This is a genomic window from Chitinophaga agri (assembly GCF_010093065.1).
GTDB classification, from domain to species: Bacteria; Bacteroidota; Bacteroidia; order Chitinophagales; family Chitinophagaceae; genus Chitinophaga; species Chitinophaga agri.
In genome coordinates this window covers 6644244-6666577 of sequence record NZ_CP048113.1, presented here as the reverse complement: position 1 = coordinate 6666577, position 22334 = coordinate 6644244, and the positions used below count along the sequence as shown (strand labels likewise).

General features: G+C 44.7%; 17 protein-coding genes. 8 read left to right on the top strand and 9 right to left on the bottom strand.

The annotated features are described in order from the left end of the window. Nucleotides 1-13: 13 nt before the first annotated feature. The gene (locus GWR21_RS26645) at nucleotides 14-1279 is read right to left on the bottom strand and encodes a Gfo/Idh/MocA family oxidoreductase (RefSeq protein ID WP_162334753.1); all 1266 of its coding nucleotides are present in this window, start codon (nucleotides 1277-1279) and stop codon (nucleotides 14-16) included. Between the two features lie 206 nt (nucleotides 1280-1485). On the opposite strand from GWR21_RS26645, the gene GWR21_RS26640 reads away from it, so the two are divergent. The 3 genes from GWR21_RS26640 to GWR21_RS26630 are packed head-to-tail and all read left to right on the top strand — an operon-like array spanning nucleotide 1486 to nucleotide 3135. After that, nucleotides 1486-1704, top strand: a complete 219-nt coding sequence (locus tag GWR21_RS26640) for a helix-turn-helix transcriptional regulator (protein WP_162334752.1) — start codon at nucleotides 1486-1488, stop codon at nucleotides 1702-1704. After that, nucleotides 1682-2095, top strand: coding sequence for a MauE/DoxX family redox-associated membrane protein (locus GWR21_RS26635; RefSeq protein ID WP_162334751.1), 414 nt, complete (start codon nucleotides 1682-1684; stop codon nucleotides 2093-2095). Before GWR21_RS26640 ends, GWR21_RS26635 begins: the two co-directional genes overlap by 23 nt. An 8-nt stretch (nucleotides 2096-2103) precedes the next feature. Then, nucleotides 2104-3135, top strand: a complete 1032-nt coding sequence (locus GWR21_RS26630) for a hypothetical protein (RefSeq protein WP_162334750.1) — start codon at nucleotides 2104-2106, stop codon at nucleotides 3133-3135. 747 nt (nucleotides 3136-3882) lie between these two features. Here GWR21_RS26630 and GWR21_RS26625 read toward each other — a convergent pair. Genes GWR21_RS26625 through GWR21_RS26615 form a run of 3 tightly spaced genes read right to left on the bottom strand, consistent with a single transcriptional unit; the run spans nucleotide 3883 to nucleotide 10088 of the window. Next, nucleotides 3883-5268, bottom strand: coding sequence for a TlpA family protein disulfide reductase (locus GWR21_RS26625; RefSeq protein ID WP_162334749.1), 1386 nt, complete (start codon nucleotides 5266-5268; stop codon nucleotides 3883-3885). Between the two features lie 5 nt (nucleotides 5269-5273). Beyond that, nucleotides 5274-6626, bottom strand: coding sequence for a RagB/SusD family nutrient uptake outer membrane protein (locus GWR21_RS26620; RefSeq protein ID WP_162334748.1), 1353 nt, complete (start codon nucleotides 6624-6626; stop codon nucleotides 5274-5276). Nucleotides 6627-6644: 18 nt separating this feature from the next. Beyond that, nucleotides 6645-10088: a SusC/RagA family TonB-linked outer membrane protein gene (locus tag GWR21_RS26615; protein ID WP_162334747.1), complete on the bottom strand. Its 3444-nt coding sequence runs from the start codon at nucleotides 10086-10088 to the stop codon at nucleotides 6645-6647. 517 nt (nucleotides 10089-10605) lie between these two features. Here GWR21_RS26615 and GWR21_RS26610 point away from each other — a divergent pair. Continuing rightward, a complete protein-coding gene (locus tag GWR21_RS26610; RefSeq protein WP_162334746.1) occupies nucleotides 10606-11139 on the top strand; it encodes a sigma-70 family RNA polymerase sigma factor in 534 nt (177 codons plus the stop codon). A 41-nt stretch (nucleotides 11140-11180) separates the two neighbouring features. Continuing rightward, entirely contained in the window at nucleotides 11181-12323 is a 1143-nt protein-coding gene (locus tag GWR21_RS26605) for a FecR family protein (protein ID WP_162334745.1), read from the top strand. A gap of 126 nt (nucleotides 12324-12449) precedes the next feature. Here GWR21_RS26605 and GWR21_RS26600 read toward each other — a convergent pair whose 3' ends face one another. The 5 genes from GWR21_RS26600 to GWR21_RS26580 all read right to left on the bottom strand — a co-directional run bounded on the left by GWR21_RS26600 (nucleotide 12450) and on the right by GWR21_RS26580 (nucleotide 18724). Next, nucleotides 12450-12659: a hypothetical protein gene (locus GWR21_RS26600; RefSeq protein WP_162334744.1), complete on the bottom strand. Its 210-nt coding sequence runs from the start codon at nucleotides 12657-12659 to the stop codon at nucleotides 12450-12452. A gap of 74 nt (nucleotides 12660-12733) precedes the next feature. Beyond that, nucleotides 12734-13819, bottom strand: a complete 1086-nt coding sequence (locus GWR21_RS26595) for a sensor histidine kinase (RefSeq protein ID WP_162334743.1) — start codon at nucleotides 13817-13819, stop codon at nucleotides 12734-12736. Between the two features lie 56 nt (nucleotides 13820-13875). Next, nucleotides 13876-14436 (bottom strand): chemotaxis protein CheB, encoded by a 561-nt coding sequence (locus GWR21_RS26590; protein ID WP_162334742.1) that lies wholly within the window; start codon nucleotides 14434-14436, stop codon nucleotides 13876-13878. Between the two features lie 25 nt (nucleotides 14437-14461). Beyond that, nucleotides 14462-15283 (bottom strand): CheR family methyltransferase, encoded by an 822-nt coding sequence (locus GWR21_RS26585; RefSeq protein WP_162334741.1) that lies wholly within the window; start codon nucleotides 15281-15283, stop codon nucleotides 14462-14464. Nucleotides 15284-15298: 15 nt separating this feature from the next. Next, nucleotides 15299-18724, bottom strand: coding sequence for a response regulator (locus GWR21_RS26580; protein ID WP_162334740.1), 3426 nt, complete (start codon nucleotides 18722-18724; stop codon nucleotides 15299-15301). A 546-nt stretch (nucleotides 18725-19270) separates the two neighbouring features. Between GWR21_RS26580 and GWR21_RS26575 the strand changes: the two genes are divergently transcribed. The 3 genes from GWR21_RS26575 (at nucleotide 19271) to GWR21_RS26565 (ending at nucleotide 22312) form a co-directional block, all read left to right on the top strand. Beyond that, nucleotides 19271-19657 (top strand): response regulator, encoded by a 387-nt coding sequence (locus tag GWR21_RS26575; protein WP_162334739.1) that lies wholly within the window; start codon nucleotides 19271-19273, stop codon nucleotides 19655-19657. A 61-nt stretch (nucleotides 19658-19718) separates the two neighbouring features. After that, complete coding sequence (locus GWR21_RS26570; protein ID WP_162334738.1) at nucleotides 19719-20846, top strand: HEAT repeat domain-containing protein; 1128 nt, start codon at nucleotides 19719-19721, stop codon at nucleotides 20844-20846. Nucleotides 20847-20854: 8 nt separating this feature from the next. Beyond that, nucleotides 20855-22312, top strand: coding sequence for a glycosyltransferase family 2 protein (locus GWR21_RS26565; RefSeq protein ID WP_162334737.1), 1458 nt, complete (start codon nucleotides 20855-20857; stop codon nucleotides 22310-22312). Nucleotides 22313-22334 lie beyond the last annotated feature (22 nt).

The following is a 22334-nucleotide window of genomic DNA, read 5'->3' as shown; positions in this document are numbered from 1 at the left end:
AAATGCTTATCTGTTATGCCCAGGATGCACGGGCAGGCGGATCGATCAGGTTATTGGCACCATCGTCATAAAGGAACCGTTGTCTATCAGGATCAAATTCCAGTGAACGGCCCAGTTGCAGCGCGATCTTTCCCATATTTACCAATGTACAGGAACGGTGACCATTCACTTCATTCAATGCAAATTTCCGGCGCTCTTTAACCGTAAGCATGAAATCTGTCACCTGCGGAGGTGGATCGGGATATCCTGCCAGCTTCTTTGCAAGATCAGGAATATCTGAACGGAATCCCGGATACAATTTACCGGATGGACCTTCCAGGAAAGCTGCTTTTTCATCTTTTCCTTCGGCATCCAGGATGATCCTGCAACCGTCCCTATAGGTATAAATGATCTTTCTCCAGGTGCCTACGGCATCAGGATGTTGCTGTGGTGCGTCGATTTCAACTGATACAGGACTGGTATCATCTTTCCCGAGAATATATTGCACAGGATCGAGATAATGCTGCCCCATATCCCCCAGGCCACCGCCATCATAATCCCAATACCCTCTAAAGCTTTGGTGTACGCGGTGAGGATGATACGGTTTATAAGGAGCCGGCCCTAACCAGCGATCGTAATCCAGTTCTGCAGGAACCGGCACTGCCGGCAGATTTGTTTTTCCTATCCAGTGTTGTTTCCAGTCAAAGCCGGTATGTGTACTCAGTGTTACCGTGAGTGGCCATCCGAGTAATCCGCTGTTAACAAGTTTCTTTATCGGCTTAACGGGTGTATTCATCCCGTAAAAGTTGTCTTCGAACCTGAACCATGTGTTCAGACGGAACATACTTCCAAACTGTTGCACAGCCTCCTGTACGCGTTTCCCTTCACCGATAGTACGCGTCATCGGCTTCTCACACCAGATATCCTTACCAGCACGGGCGGCTTCTACAGCCATGATACCATGCCAGTGAGGTGGGGTGGCAATGTGTACAATATCGACTTCAGGCAACCGGATCAGTTCCCGATAGTCACTGAACGCCTTTACGCCTCCTCCCAGCATCTCCCGGGCCTGCTGAAGATGCAGCTTGTCTACATCACAGATGGCGACTACCCGTGTACCCGCATATCCGAAATGCCCTTTCCCCATCTCCCCCGTGCCGATCACACCTTTTGTTAGCTGATCACTGGGTGCCAGGTATCCCCGTCCCAGTACGTGACGGGGTACGATGGTAAATGCGGCCACCGCTCCGATACCATTCCGGAGGAATGTTCTCCTGGATTGACTGTTTTTCTGCTCCATGTATGGTCAAAATTCATTACACGGGGGCAAGATATAAAAATGATTTTGCAAGTGTGTCTTTCTGTGATAAGCGGGCGATCATTTTAAAGTAAAAATGCGCTATATTCGTTTAGGGTCAGACAGACCATACGTTAGCCTTTATTTGACCCGTATTAATCCTTAAAAGACATCATCCCTGAAAGCCGTTCACCGTTAACACACAACTCATGCCGTCTCTTATAAACATCCTGCTGCCCGAAAGGGTCAGCACCTTGCACGTGGTTTTACAGGAAGCTGGCTACTGCAATCTGTCCAGCTTTACCCGCGAATTCCGTAAACACTTTGCCTGTTGCCTGAAACTATCCGGACAGCGCGACATCATCAATCCCTGGAAACTCATTCAAAACAATATCAGTAACCGTTATGACACGCAAACTCTTTCCTGAGCTGCCCGCCATACTCCTGGTGGCGCTATTCACCTATGCAGCGATCAGTAAATTACTACAGTATGACACGTTTCAGCACCAGCTGGGACAATCTCCTTTTGTGACAGCTTATGCTAATGTCATTGTCTGGCTCCTGCCCTTATCTGAGCTGGCGATTGCCGCCTTGCTTGTCATACCTGGCACCCGGCTGACAGGTCTCTATCTCTCTTTCGCCATGATGCTGGCATTTACGATCTATATCTATGCAATACTGCATTATAGTTATTTCGTGCCGTGTTCCTGTGGAGGGCTCCTCTCGCAGATGAACTGGGACCAGCATTTCATCTTCAACATTGTATTCACCTTAATATCGCTGGCAGGAATTTTTTTGTTACCGCTACATAAAAAATAATAATTCCGATGAAGAACAGACTATATGTAGTGCTGCTCCTAACAGTACTAACAGCTGGCGCTATGTCCATACTTGTACTCAGCTCCAGAAAAACAATGGAAACAAAACATGGATTTACCCGGAAATTCAGTAACAACAAAGTAAGACTACTCCACGCCGCAGTTGTACCACATAAGCTATTCGTGGCTGGCAACAGTGATAGCCTGATTTACTTCCATAGCGATAATCCTGCGTTCGTCACTTATGCGGATACAGGCCTGCATCACCTTGGTACTATCCCGCTACCAGTGGATAGCATCAGTCAGCAGTTAGCAGGTGGATTTAGCATGTCAGTGCATTATCCGGATGTATTGCTATATGGATATAACATGGCGTCTATTCTTAAATATAATATATCACAGAAACAGCAAACGATCATTCCAACACCCGGCAATTTTACCAATGCCGTGCGGGTGAATGACTCCATTTTTATATTGAAATACTTCACAGGTGATAACATTGATCAGGCGTTCTGCCTGTTGAACAGCTATACCGGCACGTATCAAACAGATAGCTTTTTAACGGAGCATGACCTGTCTGCTTCCGGTAGTTTGTTATATGACCAGCCACATGCACGCTGCCTGTATGTCCATCAGTTCAGCAATAATATCACCATATTTGACACAGCACTACACACTTTACCAAATGCACATACCGTTGACACCTTCACACAAAACCATGGACAATATATCTCTCATACAAAAACCGGAAGTGATGATGTTTTATATAAACCCAAAGGCGACCGGATGCTGATTAATTACCTGAGCCACGTGTATGAAGGCCGGTTGTATGTGAATAGTCTGATAACAGCAGATAACGAAACGATCCTAGCCGAGCAGCGGGAAACGGTGATCGATGTGTACGACACTAACACAGGGAAATACCTGGAGAGCTTTTATGTGCCATTGGGTAACTCGAAAAAGCTGAGTTCATTCAGGGTAACAGGTCAACGATTAATAGTCACCTATAAGGACAGGATTGCCATCTATGAAATACCGTAGACGGATATGTTTTCCACTTTAAATAAATACTCACATGTTGCTGCATTGCCCCGGGTAATAGTTCGCAATATGTAAAACAATTGCAGGACGGAAGTAATGTGACCATCCGAAGGCACCCAGGTTCACCCACTGCAATATTTGGTATAAGAAGTGACTTTTGATAAGAGATGAAATGACGAAGCCTGCAGACATCTGCAGGCTTTCTTACGTACGGACTAATATGGACAAATAAAACCTTTCCTACCTACCCCCCCAAAGCAACGTGCCTTTGTATTTTAGCAGCGAGAAGACGCAACACATGTCAACCATATATTTCACACAATATCCTTTTTTCAATCAGCGCAGTTGAGAGTGCCCGATTGGCATGAACTGATGTCCGAATGGCTAAATCCGCTAAATATTAATATCCGAAAATTGAATGCTGCACAAGCATGCTAAAAATTCTGGCTACAAATGAAATATACTAAACTGAATCCAACTTTGGTAGTTGTCCTATTTAGCACTATGGGTGCCTATGCTACAAGCGCGAAAGCAAACTGGCTTGATCTGTGTACAACAGTACCGACGGCAACTGGAGCTAATATAAACTCAGAGTGTCCATACACCCCTGCGGTGTCGTGCTGTTACATTTCTGCCGGCAGTAACACTCAATATGTTACTCAAACACAAAGCGGCAAAATTGTGAATATAAGACGAAATGCCACTTCTATGGTGACAATCTACGGTCTCAAATAATATTGTATCGGCTCAATTTTCAAACAAATACGTTTCTACCATTTGTTCAGATTCTCGTAAATTGATGCCATATTTCTCCAAAGCCACTTTTAATGCCGGAATGTCATTCATTCTGGCTGAAATGCTTATATCTATTGGTGAAGAAAAACCGGTATGATCTTCGATAATGCCAGACTCAATACCTCGATAAAAACCGGACTTACTCCCTTCGTTGTAAGATCTTATATGATCTACCAATTTGCTGAAGGGCATGTTTTTTAATTTCAGATAATATATGTTACCATCTTTCGCAGCGTCTCCACCTTTTGTTTTAATTAGCATGCTGTCTTTTATCTCCAGCACATAACAGGCAACTTTTTTCCTAACCGGAACGGCCTTAACACCAAAATAGCTATATAGATCTTTTTTCATTCTCTCCTGTAACAGACGTATTCCCTTACCAGCAATAATCAGATCATAGCAATACATGTCTTCCGTACTATCAGGAGGCGCTTCAAAATTGACTGTTAACTTCCGGAGAATATCGGGATCTCTGACATTAAAAAAGGTTCTGGGCATGGATATTAATTCCTGTTCCCTCGGATCTGTACTTATTTTTCCGTATGCAAAACGCAACATAGTGCTTAATGGTAAATTCCAAAGACGCATCCGTCTTTCCGCATATATACCGAAACAATCAATTGCAGAACTGGGAGCGTAGTTTCGATTATAGCCGGTTAACATCGAATACGCTAACAATCCGGATATTGAATCATTCAGCATCATTTTCTCTGCAATGCCTGTTTCCTGATAAGCAAACATCGCAGGATGCTCACGTATCATAGTATCCTTCTTCCGGGCACTGGCATTTAAAAAATCTCCCCCGTTAATGAGTGTTGCTACATTGCCATCGGTCAATGACTCTTTGCCGGTAATAGCCTTAACAGCACCTGCTTTATCAATCCAGATATAATGCGGGATGTACTGATGTGCAAAGGCATAAAATAAGCTATCATTGAGCTGATCACCGCCATTTGTCACAGTTATCAGCTTTAGTCCCTGATAACGAATATTATCAAACAATTTTATAACCTTATTCAGACTATCATTAGTTACGGTAATAATCTGCAAGTCCTGTTGGTATCGGGCCTGAATAGACTGCAATTCCGGAAAATGGGCAATACACGGCTGACAAAATGTAGCCCAGAAATCAATAATAATCGCTTTACCTCTGAATGTAGCAAGAGTAACCTCTTTCTGCTGGTAATTTAGCAAATGATACAGCCTGAAGTCAGGTACCGTATCACCAATACTTAATGGACGAAATGCGGTCTTCGCCCCATGAAAAGTTTCCCTATCCTGCGCCAGCAGCAAGGAGGACACAAAAAAAAATGATAAAAACAAAACATATCTGAACATCTTCTTTATCTGATATTTTGTTGTATTCCGCTGATTTGTATCTCATCATCGGGAATTAGATATACATACCTCGGGTCTCCGGGAGGTAATTGATATACTCTACCATTAACTGTACGAATAAGTGTTTTCGCAAAGCGGGGTTCTCTATTCAAACGGCGTAAATCCGAGAATCGCAGCCCTCTGAATAGTAGCTCTTTTCTTCTTTCTGCCAGCACCTGGCGCAATGCGTCCTCCGGGTCCTGCGCAGTCTTATTCACATAGGTTCCTGTCTTCCATCTCGTTACTAATAATGTATTCAAATCTTTCATGGCATTGGTAATGTCACCTTTTCTTGCAAAACATTCGGCTCTATTAAGGTAAATTTCATCAACCGCAATTCCCGAAAAAAACTCCACGGCTCCTGTATAGGTACCCCTGAACAGTGTACCCCCTCCTGCCAGGGGCCTGAAAAACAGCGTTTTCCGCAGATCGTATTCCTCATATTCCGCTAGCAACGTAGTATCAACCATACTGCTGTTAATTCTGATCAATGGGCTGGAAATCATCGCATGATGTAATAGTACTTCCTCATTAAAAGCAGGAAACGGAAAGGCAGAAGTTCCATCAAGGGTATTGTAATCCAATAAATGATTGTCAATAAGTAACGCACTATCGGCGTATTTTAACGCATTATCATAGTCTCTCAGGCTAAGGTATATTCTGGACAAAAGCCCATACGCTGCCACTTTTGATGGCCTTGTTTTATAAGTAGTTGTTAGTGGCAGATCATGTATGGCCATTTTGAGATCATGTAAAAGTAAATCATAAGTTTCCTTCAGACTCGCCCTTTTAAAAATGGTGTTTATATCCGATGTGGTTCTCAAAGGCACCCCTAAATCCACTGCTGCTGTCAGACTATCATACGTTTTACAAAACAAACCCGCAAGTCCATAAAATGACAGACTCCTTATAAACAATGCACTACCACGCAGGTTTCTATAAGCAGCTGTCTCTCTGCCTTCAGATATCCCGTTGATACCTTCCAATACCAGATTGCTAAAGGTCACCAGGGAATAAGTTTGTGACCAGTCAGCAACAAAATCTCCTTGCGGAAAAACATGATCCCCCCAAACATAGCCCTCTCTTAATCCATTTGTTGGAAGAGCATTAAAACGCACCGCTGTTATATAATAATTATCTGCACCCGCTTCACTATACGACGGCATATTATAATTTACATATTCTACATTATCTAACAGCGCCTGAAAATCTGCAATACTCTCTGGTATAAGTTGGGACTCATCTGGTTTTACATCCAGCTTCTCCGTACATCCACTTAACAAAATACCGATTAACAGGCGAAATATGTGATTGCGCATATTGTTATACTTAAAGCTTTAGAATTCTACCTTGCAACCAATAGCCACAGTGCGGGGAGCAGTATACCCGACCACAAAATCCGGATCAAGTCCAGCGTTATTTGCCTTCCAGATCAGCCCTAGATTGTTGGCATATAAATATAATTGGATATCTGCCGTCCCCGCTTTTTTCATCCGTGCTGAATTAAGCGAATAAGCAATGCGCACATCCTGCAAACGTATATGATCTCCTTTTTCAACACGTGCTTCAGAATATTCATAAAATCTATCTCTGCTGGCATTGACCGGATAAATCATTGATGGCACATTCGTTCTTTTCTCATCGCCGGGCTGTTGCCAGCGGGAGAATAGTTCCTGATGACCAACCCAGTTATAAAAAAGACTACTATAAGATATTCCCGAACGCCTGAAATAATATCCCATTTTATAAGTCACATTCAGTGATAGTGTAATACCTTTGAACGAAACAGTATTACGCAGAGCTCCAAATATTACTGGCCGCGCAGGACCATTATAAATAATATCAGTGTTACTTGCCAGTATTTTATCATACTCATCACTTATTTTCCCATCGAGGTAGCCTGTCGGATCTCCATTTTCAGCAGAAAGACCAGCCCATCTATAACTATAAACACCATAGACAGGTCTGCCAATATTTGGGAATAATCTTGATCCCGTGCCATCCGCAGTACCTGGGAGCGTATATAAAGGAACAGCAAATTTATATGAGGTAATTCTATCCCAGTTATAACTGAAAAGAAAATCTGTCACCCAGCCCAACTGCCGGTTCATATTGACAGTAGTCAGCACAACATCAACTCCCCCACCCTTCATATCAGCAGAATTAAGCTTCATAATTCCTACTCCTGACTGTAACGGCATCAGCTGTTCTCCAATGAGATCAGTTCCTTTTTTTCTATAATATTCAATGCTACCATGTAACATGCCATTTCTGACTTCAAAATCAATTCCGGTATTTAACATTGCGGACCGCTCCCATCTCAAATTCGGATTAGGATAGCTTACAATAGTGGCCGCGGGAAGACCAACCTGGGTATTATTCTGCAAATAACTTACAACGAATTTACCAAACAAAGTAGGGTCAAGGTTACCATTATAGCCATATGTTGCACGTAGTTTCAATAGTGGAAATAAATTCCATTTATAAAATTGCTCCCTGGACAAGTCCCAGCTCACTCCAGCTGACCATAAAGGCACACCTTTCTGATTAAAATTTACGCCCCATATATTACTCTGATCCATTCTGGCACTGCCAGACAAAATATACTTCCCGTTTAATGTATAAGCAGCATTTCCATAGTAAGAGATATATTCATTATTATAACGACTGAGCGGCCCTGATGGTGCTATGTATCCACCTGGTCCCAGATACATGTATGCGTCATAATATCTTGAATAATCCAATGCGGAACTATACGTTTTGGTATTCTTGCTATATCCATATAATATCTGATCGCTACTTTCAGTTACAATCTCGCGCTGTTCCAGTCCTGCTAAAGCCGACACCGAATGCCGGAGCCCAAAATCCCTGTTAAAATTCAGCTGCGCTCTATAGTTATTACCAGTCACCTCACCGTTATTCTTCTGCAGGATGCCTCCTACCGGCACCGGATGGGTCACCACTCCATCCACCACCTGCGTGAAAAGATTGATCATATTACGCGTGGCATATGTCTGTATACTATAATACTCTTCCTTTCTCGACAACTGCTTTTCAAACTGATACCTTAATTCTGCATCCAACCCTTTAATTATCCGTACTTTCAATCCCGGATTTAACCGGATATGATAGCTTCGTTGTATGTTATCCGCAAATCTCACCTCATCCAATGGCCGGTAAGTCCAGTCCAGCAATCCTTCCTCACGGAGATTACTGATAAAACTATACCTGAAATCTTTTTGTACATCCAGCGCCTTCCCTTGCTCGTCTGCCAGACGTGCATAGGGATAATAAGCACTCTTTCCTCCATTAGGTATTAATGCATCATAATACCCCACATCATACTTATTCATCACAAACGACACACCTGTCGACAACTCCGCCCTGTCCCAGAAATTAAACGTGCTATAATTGCTAATCGTAAACCTATCCGTTGCTGCACCTACTTTATTACTGAGGTTCCTGTCATATCCGACAGACAACATATACCCACTATGCTCTCCGCCGGCACTCATATTTACCGCATATTGCTGATTCACACTATTCCTGTACAAATATTTCTCATAGTCTTTCCTGACATCAAACTGCTTCAGCTGATTGATCTGTGCATCTGCATCTGCGGCGGATATCACGCCATTCCTCTTTTTATCCAGCAGCTCTACTACCGGAGAAACAACTGGATAACTGTAATTATTTGTGAGATCATCATCATAAAATCCCTTATCAAAAAGGTATTTCTCTACATCAATAAATGCAGGTGAAGGAAGGAAGGCCTTATTATAATACAGATCAGGTTTGGCGCCGACGGTGAGATTCATATTCGCCTGTACTTTAAAAGGCTGACGCAATTTCCCTTTCTTCGTTGTGATCACGATTACGCCATTTCCCGAAAACGCGCCCCATATCGATGCAGCGGCAGCATCTTTTAATATGGTGATATTATCCACGTCATTAGGGTTCAGGAGATTGATATCACCAACGTAAGGAAAATTGTCAACGACGATCAACGGCTGTGCATTAGCAAGGATAGTGCTTCTGCCACGTACTGAGACATATGCTTCATTAGAATAGGGAGGAATATCCTTATTGGGAAACATAACACCGTTGGCCACTCCTTCCAGTCTTTCAAGTATGGTAGGCCCTGTCCGGCGGTTCAGTAATTCATTGCTCACCTGTGCAAAAGAGCCGGTTGCCCTTTCCCGTGGGATCTTCTGATAACCGGTGCTTCTCACGGCTACTAGAGCCAGATCTGTTACCAGTGGTTGTAATGTAACATGCAATGCCGCACCGGTTCTCACATTGACCTCCTCTGTTTTAAACCCTGTATAACTGATCCTGATCACCGTATCCTTCGCAGCTACCTGAAATGAGAACAATCCCGACTCATTCGTCCTCGTGATAGCAGCGCCGTTCACCACACTGATGCTGGCGCCGGGCAGTGGCGTTCCATCCGGCATACTGATGATACCACTAAAAGTATGCAGATCATCCTTATGTTCTTTTTTCTCCGACTTCTCTGCCTGCTCCTTTTTAAATACGCCTATTCTTCCGGAAATCAGTTCCCATCCATAGCCGCGGGTTCCCAACACCCTTTCCAATACCTGTTCAAGCGTAATATTGTCCTGGTGTATGTTTACTTTGACCTGATCATTAACAGACTGATTATTGTAGAAGAAAGTATACCCTGTCTGACGCGAAATGATATTGAAAAGATCAACAAGTCTGATATTGTCATATTGCAGGGAAACCTGCTGCTGGCTGCTTTTGTCCTGGGATTGCACCCGATGGATAGGAATAATAAATAAAACAATGACCCCGAGGCTGCATAATATACAGTCCAAACAACGGTGATACATAATTGCTGAAAATTAGTGGTCAATAAAATCCTGGATCGTTTACTTCACAAGTGCTTTGGCTACTTCTTATTATACTTTACATAGTAACAGTTGTTAAACTATAGTGTCAATTTATCCAAAACAGCTTTAGCGGTATCTTCATTTTTTTTTGAAACGGTAAAACCAAACGACCTGCTTTCACGTATATATACTCAGTGCCATAACAATCTCAATAAAAGACATCCACGATTACCAGAACTACCCAAAGAATTAAAAGACAAACGATTAGAGCACCGAAGCATTGTTAACGTACTTATATCTGCATAACATTTACAAACTATTAACATGAGTACCCATAAGTTAATTTCAAAATAACATCTATGTCTTTAGTACTTTCGCCCCGCTTTTTAAACAAAATCCGGGGGATCAGCATCAAATTCGTAAATAGTAAAGGGATTATATAATGCGTCATGCGAATACTAACGATCTGCATACGGCAGACGATAATGTCACATACGAAGCTATATTCCAAAACCATGCAAAGGCTCTCTGGGCCGAAGCTTACAGATTATTAAACGATAGTCAGGAAGCAAAAGACATGGTGCAGGAACTCATTATTGAAATATGGGAGAAACGCTCCCTCGCTAACGTACAAACGAACGTACGGTCCTACCTGTTCCAATCTCTTCGATACAAATGCTACAGGCATATCAAAACAAAAGACTCCGAAGAGAATAAGAAAAATGCATGGTCCTTCTTTCAGGATTTTGTGACCAAGGCAGAAAGCGGACTGGAAAGAGAAGAACTGAAACGTTCCATATCAGCGGCCATCCAAACATTGCCGCTCCAGTCCTCCAATATCTTTACGCAGGTATATATTGAAGGTAAAAAAAGAAAAGAAGTCGCCCTCGATATGGGCTTGTCCATCAATACAGTGAATGTGCACATCCATACAGCCTGTAAGAAATTACAGGAAAAATTAAAAAAGATCCTGTAAGCACTAAAGTTTTTTTACTGGTATTGTCACATTGAGAATGCATGAGCGAAAGCAACGACATATACGAGTTATTACTGATGAAGCTTACAGGCAGCCTGGATAGGAACCAGGAAGCCGAAGTTGACGCTTTGATCAAAAAAGACCCTTCCGTGGCAGACGTCTGGAAAAATCTACAGGATTTCTTCCAGAACAACGAACAGCGCAGGAAAGACTTTGAAAGCATGTCCGCCAATGATATCATGCAAGGTGTGATGGAAAGAAGGGAGTATTATAAAACCAAACCGTTCCCGCTCAGAAAACTGCTGCTTGCCGCTGCCGCAGTCGCAGGCCTGGGAGCATTTATGATATACTTTGTCTCAAAAACCAACCATCCCTCTAAAGTCCTGGCCGGCCATCATAAGGATGTTCCGTTAAAAAGTGTCTACCTTCAGCTCGAGAATGGTGAGATATTCGATCTCTCCGGCAATGAAACACATTACAACACAGAAGATGAGAAAGTCACACTCAATATCAATAATAACACACTGACTTTCAATGCCGACAGGAATAACAGCGGACTAAATAAACTGGTCGTACCCCACGGTAAAGCCTACGCTGTCAAACTCGCCGATGGCTCCGAAATCCATATGAATGCAGGGAGTACCCTCACATTCCCCTTTGGATTCAATGGCGACGCACGCGAGATCAGCCTTACCGGAGAGGCATACGTTAAAGTAGCCACAGCAGCCGGACAACCATTTACAGTACACACTCCGGCAGCTACCATACAGGTACTGGGTACCGAATTCAATGTCAATGCCTACCACGCTGATAACGCAGCAGTTTCCCTTGTTCAGGGTGCCGTAAAAGTATCAGCTGGTAAACAGGAAGTAGTACTCAAACCAGGTGTTCAGGCAGATTATACTAGTCAAAACGGCATCAATACGCGCCCATTTGATAAAAACAACGTACTTTCATGGCTCGAAGGGAAATATTCGTTCAACGAAACCCCTCTGAGAGACATCATTCCCATACTGGAAAGATTGTACGATGTCAAAATAGTTCCTGACAATCCTGGCGTTGCAGATAAGACTTTCACCGGGCAATTGACTAAAGCCGAAGGGATCGGACCATTCCTGAAGATGCTGAAAGTGATCCGTGTTGCAGATTATTACTACAATAATGATACTATACATATTCAATAGTACCCCGCGGCAGCAATACCGCCCGATACTATAAACTTCGTTTACGAACAATGCAAAATGAGATACCGGTACTTTATTCCTTTAGTGCCGGTTTTTTTTGTCCTGTCGTAAACGAAAGTATATCACTTAATAAGCTGGTCTTTTCTTATTCGCGGCCTTCTCCGTATTCTCTAACCGCTCGTCCAGTTGTTCATCTGTCAGTTCCCACTCTGCCTCATCAGTAGCGGATTCCGTTTCATCAAATGCTCCTCCTGACCCGGTATGTACTATTTCCTCTTCATTACCGGCGGACGTCTGTTCATTGTTCCTGTCTGAATTTAAATAAAAATCTATCATACACATATTGAATGGGCTATTCCTATCATTCAACATTTAATTTATGATTTTTTTTCGTTACCTGAGCGCTTTTTTTATCTCCGCCATTGAAAGTGAAAGCTGCTCCCCTCCCCAAACTTTGACTCTACCCAGACCTTCCCGCCCTGCGTTTCTACCAGCAGTTTCAATATGTTAAGCCCAACGCCAGTGCCTTTCGTGTCATCATTGTCCACTTTCTCAAACAGCTTGAAGATGCGCTCATTGTCCTTTTCCTCTATTCCCGGACCGTTGTCTTTGACATAAAATTCGTAGAAATCGCCATCAGATTTTCCTCCAATCTCAATCTCCGTCTTCTCCTTATCATTGTACTTAATGGCATTACTCAGCAAATTCTGAAATACCTGCTGCAACTTCTGCCTGCTGGTATGTATAACCGGTAGCCGATCCTGCACCTTGATATCTACCTTCGCCGGCGGGAATAACAACTTTATCAGCTGCTGTAGCAGCTCGTTCACATCCACATCCTCCTCCTTATGCCGGAACTGATGGTCCCTGCTGTAATCCAGGATAGATGAGATCATGTCCGACAACTGAGATGTTGCATTGATCGCCATACTGGTATACTCACTCAGGAAAGCAGACTGACTGATCTCCTCTTCCTCCTGCATCAGTAATAAAAGACCTGTAATACCCGATAAAGGCGACTTCAGATCATGTGCTACCACATGCATAAACCGCTCCAGCTGACCGTTGATCAGCTCCCTGTCTCTTACGGCCTGCTTCAATTCATGCTGATAAAAATACAGTCGTTCGAAAACGTCCACCTTCGCACGGGTAACATTAATATCCAATGGCTTAGACAGGTAATCTACCGCACCCTTCTCAAATCCCTTCAATACATAATACTCGTCCTTATTAATGGCTGTCACGAAAATGATAGAAATATCTCTCGTTTTAGGGTTCGCTTTCAGTAGCCTGGCTACCTCAAACCCATCCATATCCGGCATCTGTACGTCCAGCATGACTAACCCAATGTCATCGTGCTTCAACACCTGCTTTAATGCCTCGTTGCCGGAAGTAGCCTGTAAAAATGCCCGGTTATCGGCTAACAGCATTTGTTCAAGTGATAGTAGGTTCTCCATCCGGTCATCGACCAGCAGAATAGTAAATTTCTTAGTCATCTCTTCTTTAATTCTTTTAACGGCTATTTTGATCGTATATACGGAGGTTCCCGCGTTTACGTTTCACCGATTATAAATTTCTTAATATCTGCTACTGACATTACCTGCACGCCTGCACACATGTCAATAGCAGACTGCGGCATCGCACTGAAAGCAGCTGTCTGCGGATCCTGCACAATACCTGTTCCCCCGGCTGCTATGATCTGACAAAGCCCCTCGGCCCCATCCTTGTTAGCGCCGCTCAGCAAGATACCTAAAGTCCCCGCACCATACACATCAGCAATACTACTAAAGGTCATATCAATAGAAGGACGGCTGTAATTCACCAGCTCCGAATAATCAAGCATAAAAGTCCTGTCCGCCTCTACCAGCAGATGGTAGTTCTGCGGAGCAAGATACATACAATGTTCACGCACCGGCTCCTTGTCCTCCGGCTCTATGATCTGCCTGGTCGTAGATAATAACCGTCCCATTTCACTCTGCACATTCCGGAGACGGTGTAACACGATCACAACAGGCGGTGCCAGATGATAGGGTATAGCGTCAAGGATCTCAGTCAGCACCAACAGGCTGCCTGCAGAACCTCCTATAACAATAACATCAAATCCGTTGTTCATATTCTCTAATGGGTCTTATAAACGGCTACTCCTTACGCCGGTATATTTTATGATGCGCATGTACAACTTCAAACTTCCGGTGAATATCTGCAAAACGCATCGTCTCCTTTATGCCCATCGCCAGATACCCCCGTGGAGATAAACTGTCATAGAACAACTGTAATACGCTATTCTGCAATTCCCTGTTGAAATAAATAAACACGTTACGGCAACAGATCAGCTGAAATTCATTGAATACCTTATCTGTTACCAGATTATGCTGAAAGAAAATGATCTGCTTTCTGAGCTCCTTCTTGATCAGCACATTGTCATACCTGGCCGTATAGTAATTAGAAAAATCCGCCAGGCCGCCTGACTGTATATAATTCTGTGTAAAGTCTTTCATGTTATCCAATGGCAGAATACCTGTAACGGCTTTGTCCAGGTTCGCCGGGTTCAGATCAGTAGCGTAGATCTTCGTCCGGCTTAACAGTCCGGCTTCATGCAGGAGTATCGCCATGGAAAACACCTCCTCTCCGGTAGAACAACCGGCATGCCATATTTTAATATTGGGGTAGGCGGCCAGTTTAGGTAATACCTGCTCACGCAATGTCCTATAGAACTGAGGGTCCCTGAACATCTCTGTGACATTTACCGTAATGTACTGTACCAACCGCGCAAAGAAATCCTGATCATTGACCAACCTGTGCTTCAGTTCAAAAACGGAGGTCAGCCGCATATGGCTCATGAAACGGAATAAGCGCCGCCTGATGGAAGCCGGTGCATAGCCGGTGAAATCATATCCGTATTGTAACTTAACAATGCTGATGATATCCAGGAAATCTGCATTTGAGATATCCTCTTTCATAACAAACAATAAGATTTACACCATCCACACACGCATTAAAGATAAAAGTTTACTACTGTCTATAGGTTTGGCGATATAATCAGACGCCCCTGCTGCAATACATTTTTCCCGGTCTCCTGCCATCGCCTTCGCCGTCAGCGCTATCACCGGTAAGGTCTTATAACGCACATTAGCCCTGATCCTGCGCATCGCTTCATAACCATCCATCTCCGGCATCATGATGTCCATTAGTACAAGGCGTATATCTCTATGCTCTTCCAGTTTTTCCAGTGCTTCCTTGCCGTCTGCGGCCGTCACCACATCGATCCCCTGCTCTCCCAGCAAAGCGCTCAGAGAAAACACATTTCGCATGTCATCATCCGCCAGTAATATCTTCTGCCCCGCTAGTGAGTGCTCAGAGGCCAGTACTTCCTGGTGCTGCTGTGAAGGCGTCTCCTGCAACTTATACATGAACAGTTCCAGCTCATCCATCAGCCTGTCTGTAGAGAACGTGGAATTCCGTACAATAGCCGCTGCGTCTTTCTTCAATTGGAGTTCATCCGCTTCCGATATATCATGGTCAAGATATACAATGATAGGCATTCCTTTGTTGGCTGCCAGCTGCCTGAACATGTGCAAATTATTCACATTATCCCCCATCTGGCTCCCGGCATCCAATATTACCGCATCATAACTCTTATGCTGCAACTCCTTCTCCGCTTCCTCCTGTGTCCTTACATGATGATACTGCGTCTGCAACTGCCGTTCATCGCTCATGGACTGTAACGACGGATGATTCAGCAACACGCCGTCTGATACGACCAGCACCTTTTTGAACCTGGACTGCAACTGATCACTGATGCCTGCAAAAACCGACTCCATATCCGTCACCTGCAGTGGCTTCTGCGTATATCCCTCTATCTTGTCACGCACCTGCAGCGATATTTCTCCTGCCGTTATTACATGGACGAGTATATGCTTCAGGTCCTCATGGCTCTTCAGTATCTTCAGGATACTGTTCCCGTCTATCAGCGGTAAGGTCATATCCAGCAGGATGGCTGCCGGCAGATATTTACGGGCAAAGAACAATCCATCGTTCCCATTCAGGGCCACAATCGTCTTATATCCTTTCTCTCTTGCAAAGTCGCGTAATATAGTAGCAAAGTTTACATCATCTTCTATGATCAATACCAGCTTGTCCTGTTTGGTCAGGCTGTCACGATCATCCGGTACGCTCGGCGATTCCGCCACCGGCGGCATTGTCGCGGCCACAGGTATCGGTACTACTGCCTGTTCAACAGCCTGCATGGGCTTTTCTGCCACTTTGGGTACGGCTGTCTGCACAGGTCTGGACGTTCCCTCTATCGCTATCACGATCGTGAAAGTACTACCCCGCCCTTCCGTGCTTTCCAGTCTGATCTCTCCTCCCAGTCTTTTCATCAGCTCCTTACTGATGGACAGCCCCAGTCCTGTACCGCCGTACTTCCGGCTGGTAGAGCCATCTGCCTGACGGAATGCTTCAAAGATCAGCTGCTGCTTTTCCACTGGTATCCCCGTTCCCGTATCACTGACTGCGATATGTAATCCATCCGCCTTTACCATCCACTGTAACTGTATACTACCAGCTCTGGGGGTAAATTTGAATGCATTCGATAATAAATTCTTGATCACCTGTTCCAGGCGCTGACGGTCCGTACGGATCATTTCCGGTACTTCCGGCGCTATCTCCGTAGTGAAACGTATATTCTTCTCCTCCGCCACTACATGGAACAGCTGCTCCAGGTCATTTACCATCTGCTGTACAGATACCGGCTCTATCTGCATTTCGACTTTACCAGCCTCAATCTTCGACAGGTCGAGGATGTCATTGATCAGCTTCAGCAGATCAGAGCCGGACTTATGAATAATGCCGGCATATTCTACCTGCTTATTGTTAAGATTACGGTCTTTATTTTCTTCCAGTAACCGTGCCAGTATCAGTACACTGTTCAGTGGTGTACGCAGTTCATGCGACATATTTGCCAGGAACTCAGACTTATACCTGCTGCTTTGCTCCAGCTCCTCTGCCTTCAGTGACAGTTCCTGACGCGCCATCTCCAACGCTTTGTTCTGCACTGTCATCTCATCATTGATCTGACGCAGCTCTTCTTCCTGCACGCGTAACTCTTCTTCTGATGCCTGTAATATCTCTGACTGACGGGTAAGCTCTTCGTTGGACTGCCGCAGCTCTTCCTGCTGCGCTTCGAGTACTTCTTTCTGTTCCTGCACTCTTCCGAGCAACTGCAATACCCTGCCCCTTGCCTCCGCAGCATTGATCGCTACGGCGATCGCATTGGCAGTGGTCTTTAGCAACTCCAGTGTTCCCGGATAAAGATCCCCGAATGTCACCAGCTCCATTACTCCTACCAGGTCATCGTTATGCCAGAGCGGCAAACAGATGATCGCCCCTGGCTGCGCATCCCCGCCGATCGTTTCTATTTTCCAGTAACTGGCAGGTACCCGTTCTATCACCGTAATCTCCCGTTTGGTAGCGGCATATCCGGTAATCCCCTCCTGTAATGCGTATTCCTTTTTAGCGCCTGCCGGCAATGCAACACCGGAACATAGCTTTAGTACTTTCTCGTTCTCCTCAAATGAATAGTAGGCCCCTGCCGGTATTTTCAGGTATTCCACCATTACCTCCAGACAGCGGGCTGCCAGTACGCGCGTCTCCATATCCCCGCTCAGACTCTCATTAATATGGGATAACCCTGTTAGCAGCCAGTTCTTTTCTGTTGTCTCCCTGTTCAGGTCTTCCACATCTTTTAAACGCCTCCGCAATTCCTGCTGGATCTTCATCCTGCTGGACAGCTCCCGGAACGAGACGATCATAAGGGTGGCTGCGATGAGCAAAATGAACACAGTATTTATTATAAGCATAGTGATGGCACGCCCCACAGATGACTCGTTGGAAGCTGTCCGATTGATCAATAACCCCCTTTCCTCTGCGATAATCTCGATAATCTGGTTATGGACAGTATCAACATACTTCCTTTGTTCTTCTATGGACGTGAGTGGGTCCTTAAAGATGTTCACTGTATCCTCGCGCAGTCCCTGCCAATAGTTCATTAATGCGATCACGTTATTCTCAAGCTTACCAGCCCGGCGATATTGTACCACATTATCGGCCACCAGCTTCCGCAGGTCCTGCGCCAATGGTAGTAGCTTGGGCCCCGTCTGGGCATAAGGCTCCATAAATTTGCTGACGCGGGTCGTCCGGTAAGCCGTACTTGCGGCCTCCAGCTCATAGATATAACGGTTGAGCCGCTGCGCAGCTGTAATAACCTCATAGGAATGCTCCACCCATTTCCCCTCCGTCCGCTGGTGCGTAAAGGTGACATATGAGAATATACCTCCGGCAGTAACAAAAAAAAGGGCAAGGGCAAAACCTATATACAGGCGAAGTTTTAAGGTATTCTTCATATCAGTAAGTGTACAAATAGGATGATGACAATACGACCAGACAAATATAGGGGAATAGTCACTTCGCTGGCCATATACATCGCTATTATGACCGATAATAATTATCGCTGAACAGCTAAGATTAACATAGCGAACACAAGGATCTGTTCATTCGCTCATGAGTCAGCTCAAAAACGGTTTCCGTCACACGAGCTGATCTGCCAGCCTCAATCCTATATATATTTGTAACCTTAATATGGCTTACATTTACATTACTGCACGTAACTTTGCTACCTGAATATTACAACTGATACATTCATTTGCTACAATAGGTTATAATTATTTACAATGTAAATAGTACTGTTATTTTTCTCGTTCCGGCAAATCCCTGAAGTGTGATTTTCAGTATATATAGGATTATACCGTTGAGATAGATGAAAGAATATGCCTCTGTAAATGACAGATTACAGCTCTACACTTTCAGCAACATACTTATACACCTGAATACTTTGAACAATGCTGAAGGAGCATGTTTCCGCCAGCTCATTCATATACAAAAAGCCAATTATGAGTAACAGAATACTGCTCGTAGAAGATGACGAAGTAATGCCTAAGATCATGGAAAGGATCCTTCACAAGGAAGAATACAAGATTGATCACGTAACCAATGGCAAAGAAGCATTTCAGCGTCTGGAAGATACCCAATACAACTATGATCTGATCATTACAGATATTATGATGCCATATGCCAATGGCTTTGAAATACTCAGTAAGGTAAAAAGCAGAAAAGAAGGTAAACCAATACCGGTGATCATTGTTTCTAATGCAGGGAACGAAGAGATCATCCTGGAAGGTTTTAAACTCGGCGCAGATGATTTTCTGAAAAAACCTGTTATTCCCGGCGAATTGCTGATCCGCGTGAAAAGACTGATCATGCAGTATAGCACCAAATAACAGCTGGCAGCACTATATCCGCATCCTTTGTTAAAGCCTTTAATACACTAACCAGTCCTATATGGAATACAGCCTTTATGATTTCAGGGGTGCATCCCTGAACATTCAGATTGCCATTATTTTCATTGTTGTTGCGGTCTCCTTTACGGTAATCGCCTACCTGTCGATCCTTACCGGCAGGTACAAGGCACACAGGCATGATAAGAAGCTCGCCAGCCTCCATCCCATTATTGACAATCTCCTCATGGAGCACATCCTCCTGAATGACGAGCTGGCCAGTAATGTTCCTGCCGATCAGGTGGCGCTCCCGATAGAAGTCTTCCGGTTACCCGTATTTGAAAAAAGATGGGCCCGCGAAGCACTTATAGACAGACTCATAGAATACCGTAATAACGTCAGAGGCTCCATGGGCGAACAGCTCAGAAATCTCTACATACAGCTCGAACTGGACAAAGACTCCCTCCGGAAAATGAAGTCCCGTAAATGGGATAAAAAAGTGCAGGCCCTGGCTGAACTCAGCAATATGAATATGTCTATTGCGGACGTAACCATTCTGCCGCTCACCAATAGCCGTAACCGTGAGCTACGTGCCGCCGCCCGTCATGCCTATATCAAACTCAGTAAGAACGAACCCTTCAAGTTCTTTGATGTCGTAACTGAGCCCCTGCTGATGTGGGACCAGGTGGAACTATTCAAGATCATCTCTACGACGGAACATATTGCTATCCCCAATTTCGCGCAATGGATCACCTACTCTTCCAACAAAAGTATCGTATCCTTCTGCCTGAAACTGGTTGTTCACTATAACCAGCTCAGTGCTGTACCTGCTGTTGTAAAACTGCTGGATACCAAAGACCACTACCTGCGCGCGGATGCGATCAACTGCCTGGGCAAACTGAAGATCGAAGACGTCGAAGAAAAGCTGCTGCATATGTATAACAGTCAGCCGCTGAACTGCCGCCTGGAGATCCTCAAAGCGATCGGACGTATCAATAGTGGCCGTCATGTAGATTTCCTTCGCCAGGAATTCCTGCACGCCACCGATTTTGATGTACGTAAACACGCAGCGAAATCACTGATCAAAAATCAATGGGCGGCCAAAGGCCTGATCCAGGAACTGATAGACACGGCTACCACCGAGAATAAGCTGATCCTCAAACATAGCATGAATCCGTTAATTAAATTCTAACTGCGGAGATGGAGAATATCTGGGAAACCATAGGGCGATTTTATGAAACCACTGTTTTCATCTACGGTACTATACTGCTGGTCACCTACGCGCTGTTAGCGGTATTTTCGATGATCGCTGTGCGGGCATATGCCAGGAAAGATAAATTTCACCAGGAGAACATTCTGTTAAGCTCTCCGCTCGCGCCCGGTATTACCGTACTGGCTCCGGCCTTCAATGAGGGGTTAACCATCATCTTCAACGTACGCTCCCTGCTGACACTAAACTATCCAAAGTACGAGATCATCATCATCAACGATGGCAGCACGGATAACAGTCTGCAGCAAATGATCGATGAGTTTGAACTGGTGCCTGTTGACTTCGCCTACAATGCTAAAATACAGACCAGACCGGTCAAACAATTCTTTAAATCCACCAACCCGGCCTACGCCAAACTCATGGTCATTGACAAAGTGAATGGTAAGAGTAAGGCGGATGCGGTTAATGCAGGTATCAATGCTGCACTCTACAACCATTTCGTTTGTACGGATGTAGACTGTATCCTTGATAAAAACACCCTGCTGGAACTGATCAAGCCGGTCATGCAGGAGGAAAAAAGACGCGTCATCGCTACCGGGGCGACCCTCCGTATTGCGAACTCCTGTGAATTTGACCAGGGTGTGATGACCCGCATGCGTCCGCCAGCTCAGCTACTTCCCCGCTTCCAGGAAGTAGAATATATCCGTGCTTTCGTGCTGGGTAAAATGGGCTGGAGCCTGCTTAACTGTGTACCTAACGTATCTGGTGGTCTGGGACTTTTTGATAAGGAAATTGCTATCCGTTCCGGTGGATATGACCATAGTTCCTTTGGCGAAGATATGGAGCTGATGACGCGTATGTGCCGCTATGCACAGGACAATAAGATCGATTACGCCATCCGCTACATACCTAAGACCCTGTGCTGGACAGAAGCACCCTCCTCTGTCCGCATCTTCAACCGGCAGCGTACCCGCTGGGCCAGGGGTCTCGCGCAACTCATGTATGCGCACTTCGGCATGTTCCTCAATCCACGCTACGGCAAAATGGGACTGATCATCTTCCCATATAACTTCTTCTTTGAACTGCTGGCGCCGATCATTGAATTTACTGGTATCATCTACTATATAGTAATGACGTGCCTGGGGCTCATCAACTGGCCTACGGCGCTCCTGCTGCTGGTATTCGTGTATACGTATTCCGTGATGATAACGACCATCGCCATCCTGTGGGACCAGCTGACTTTCAGGTACTATAAAACCTGGAGGGAAGTGGCATTCCTTTGTATGACGCCTTTCATGGAGTTCTTCCTATATCACCCGCTCATCGTCATATTCGCATTACGCGGCTATTTCTATTTCCTGACGGGTAAGAAGAGCACCTGGGGCAATATGCAGCGACGCGGGTTCCAGACTACACAACGGGCGGCGGCTACTGTCACTGCCAAATAATCATAATAAAAATCCAAGAACG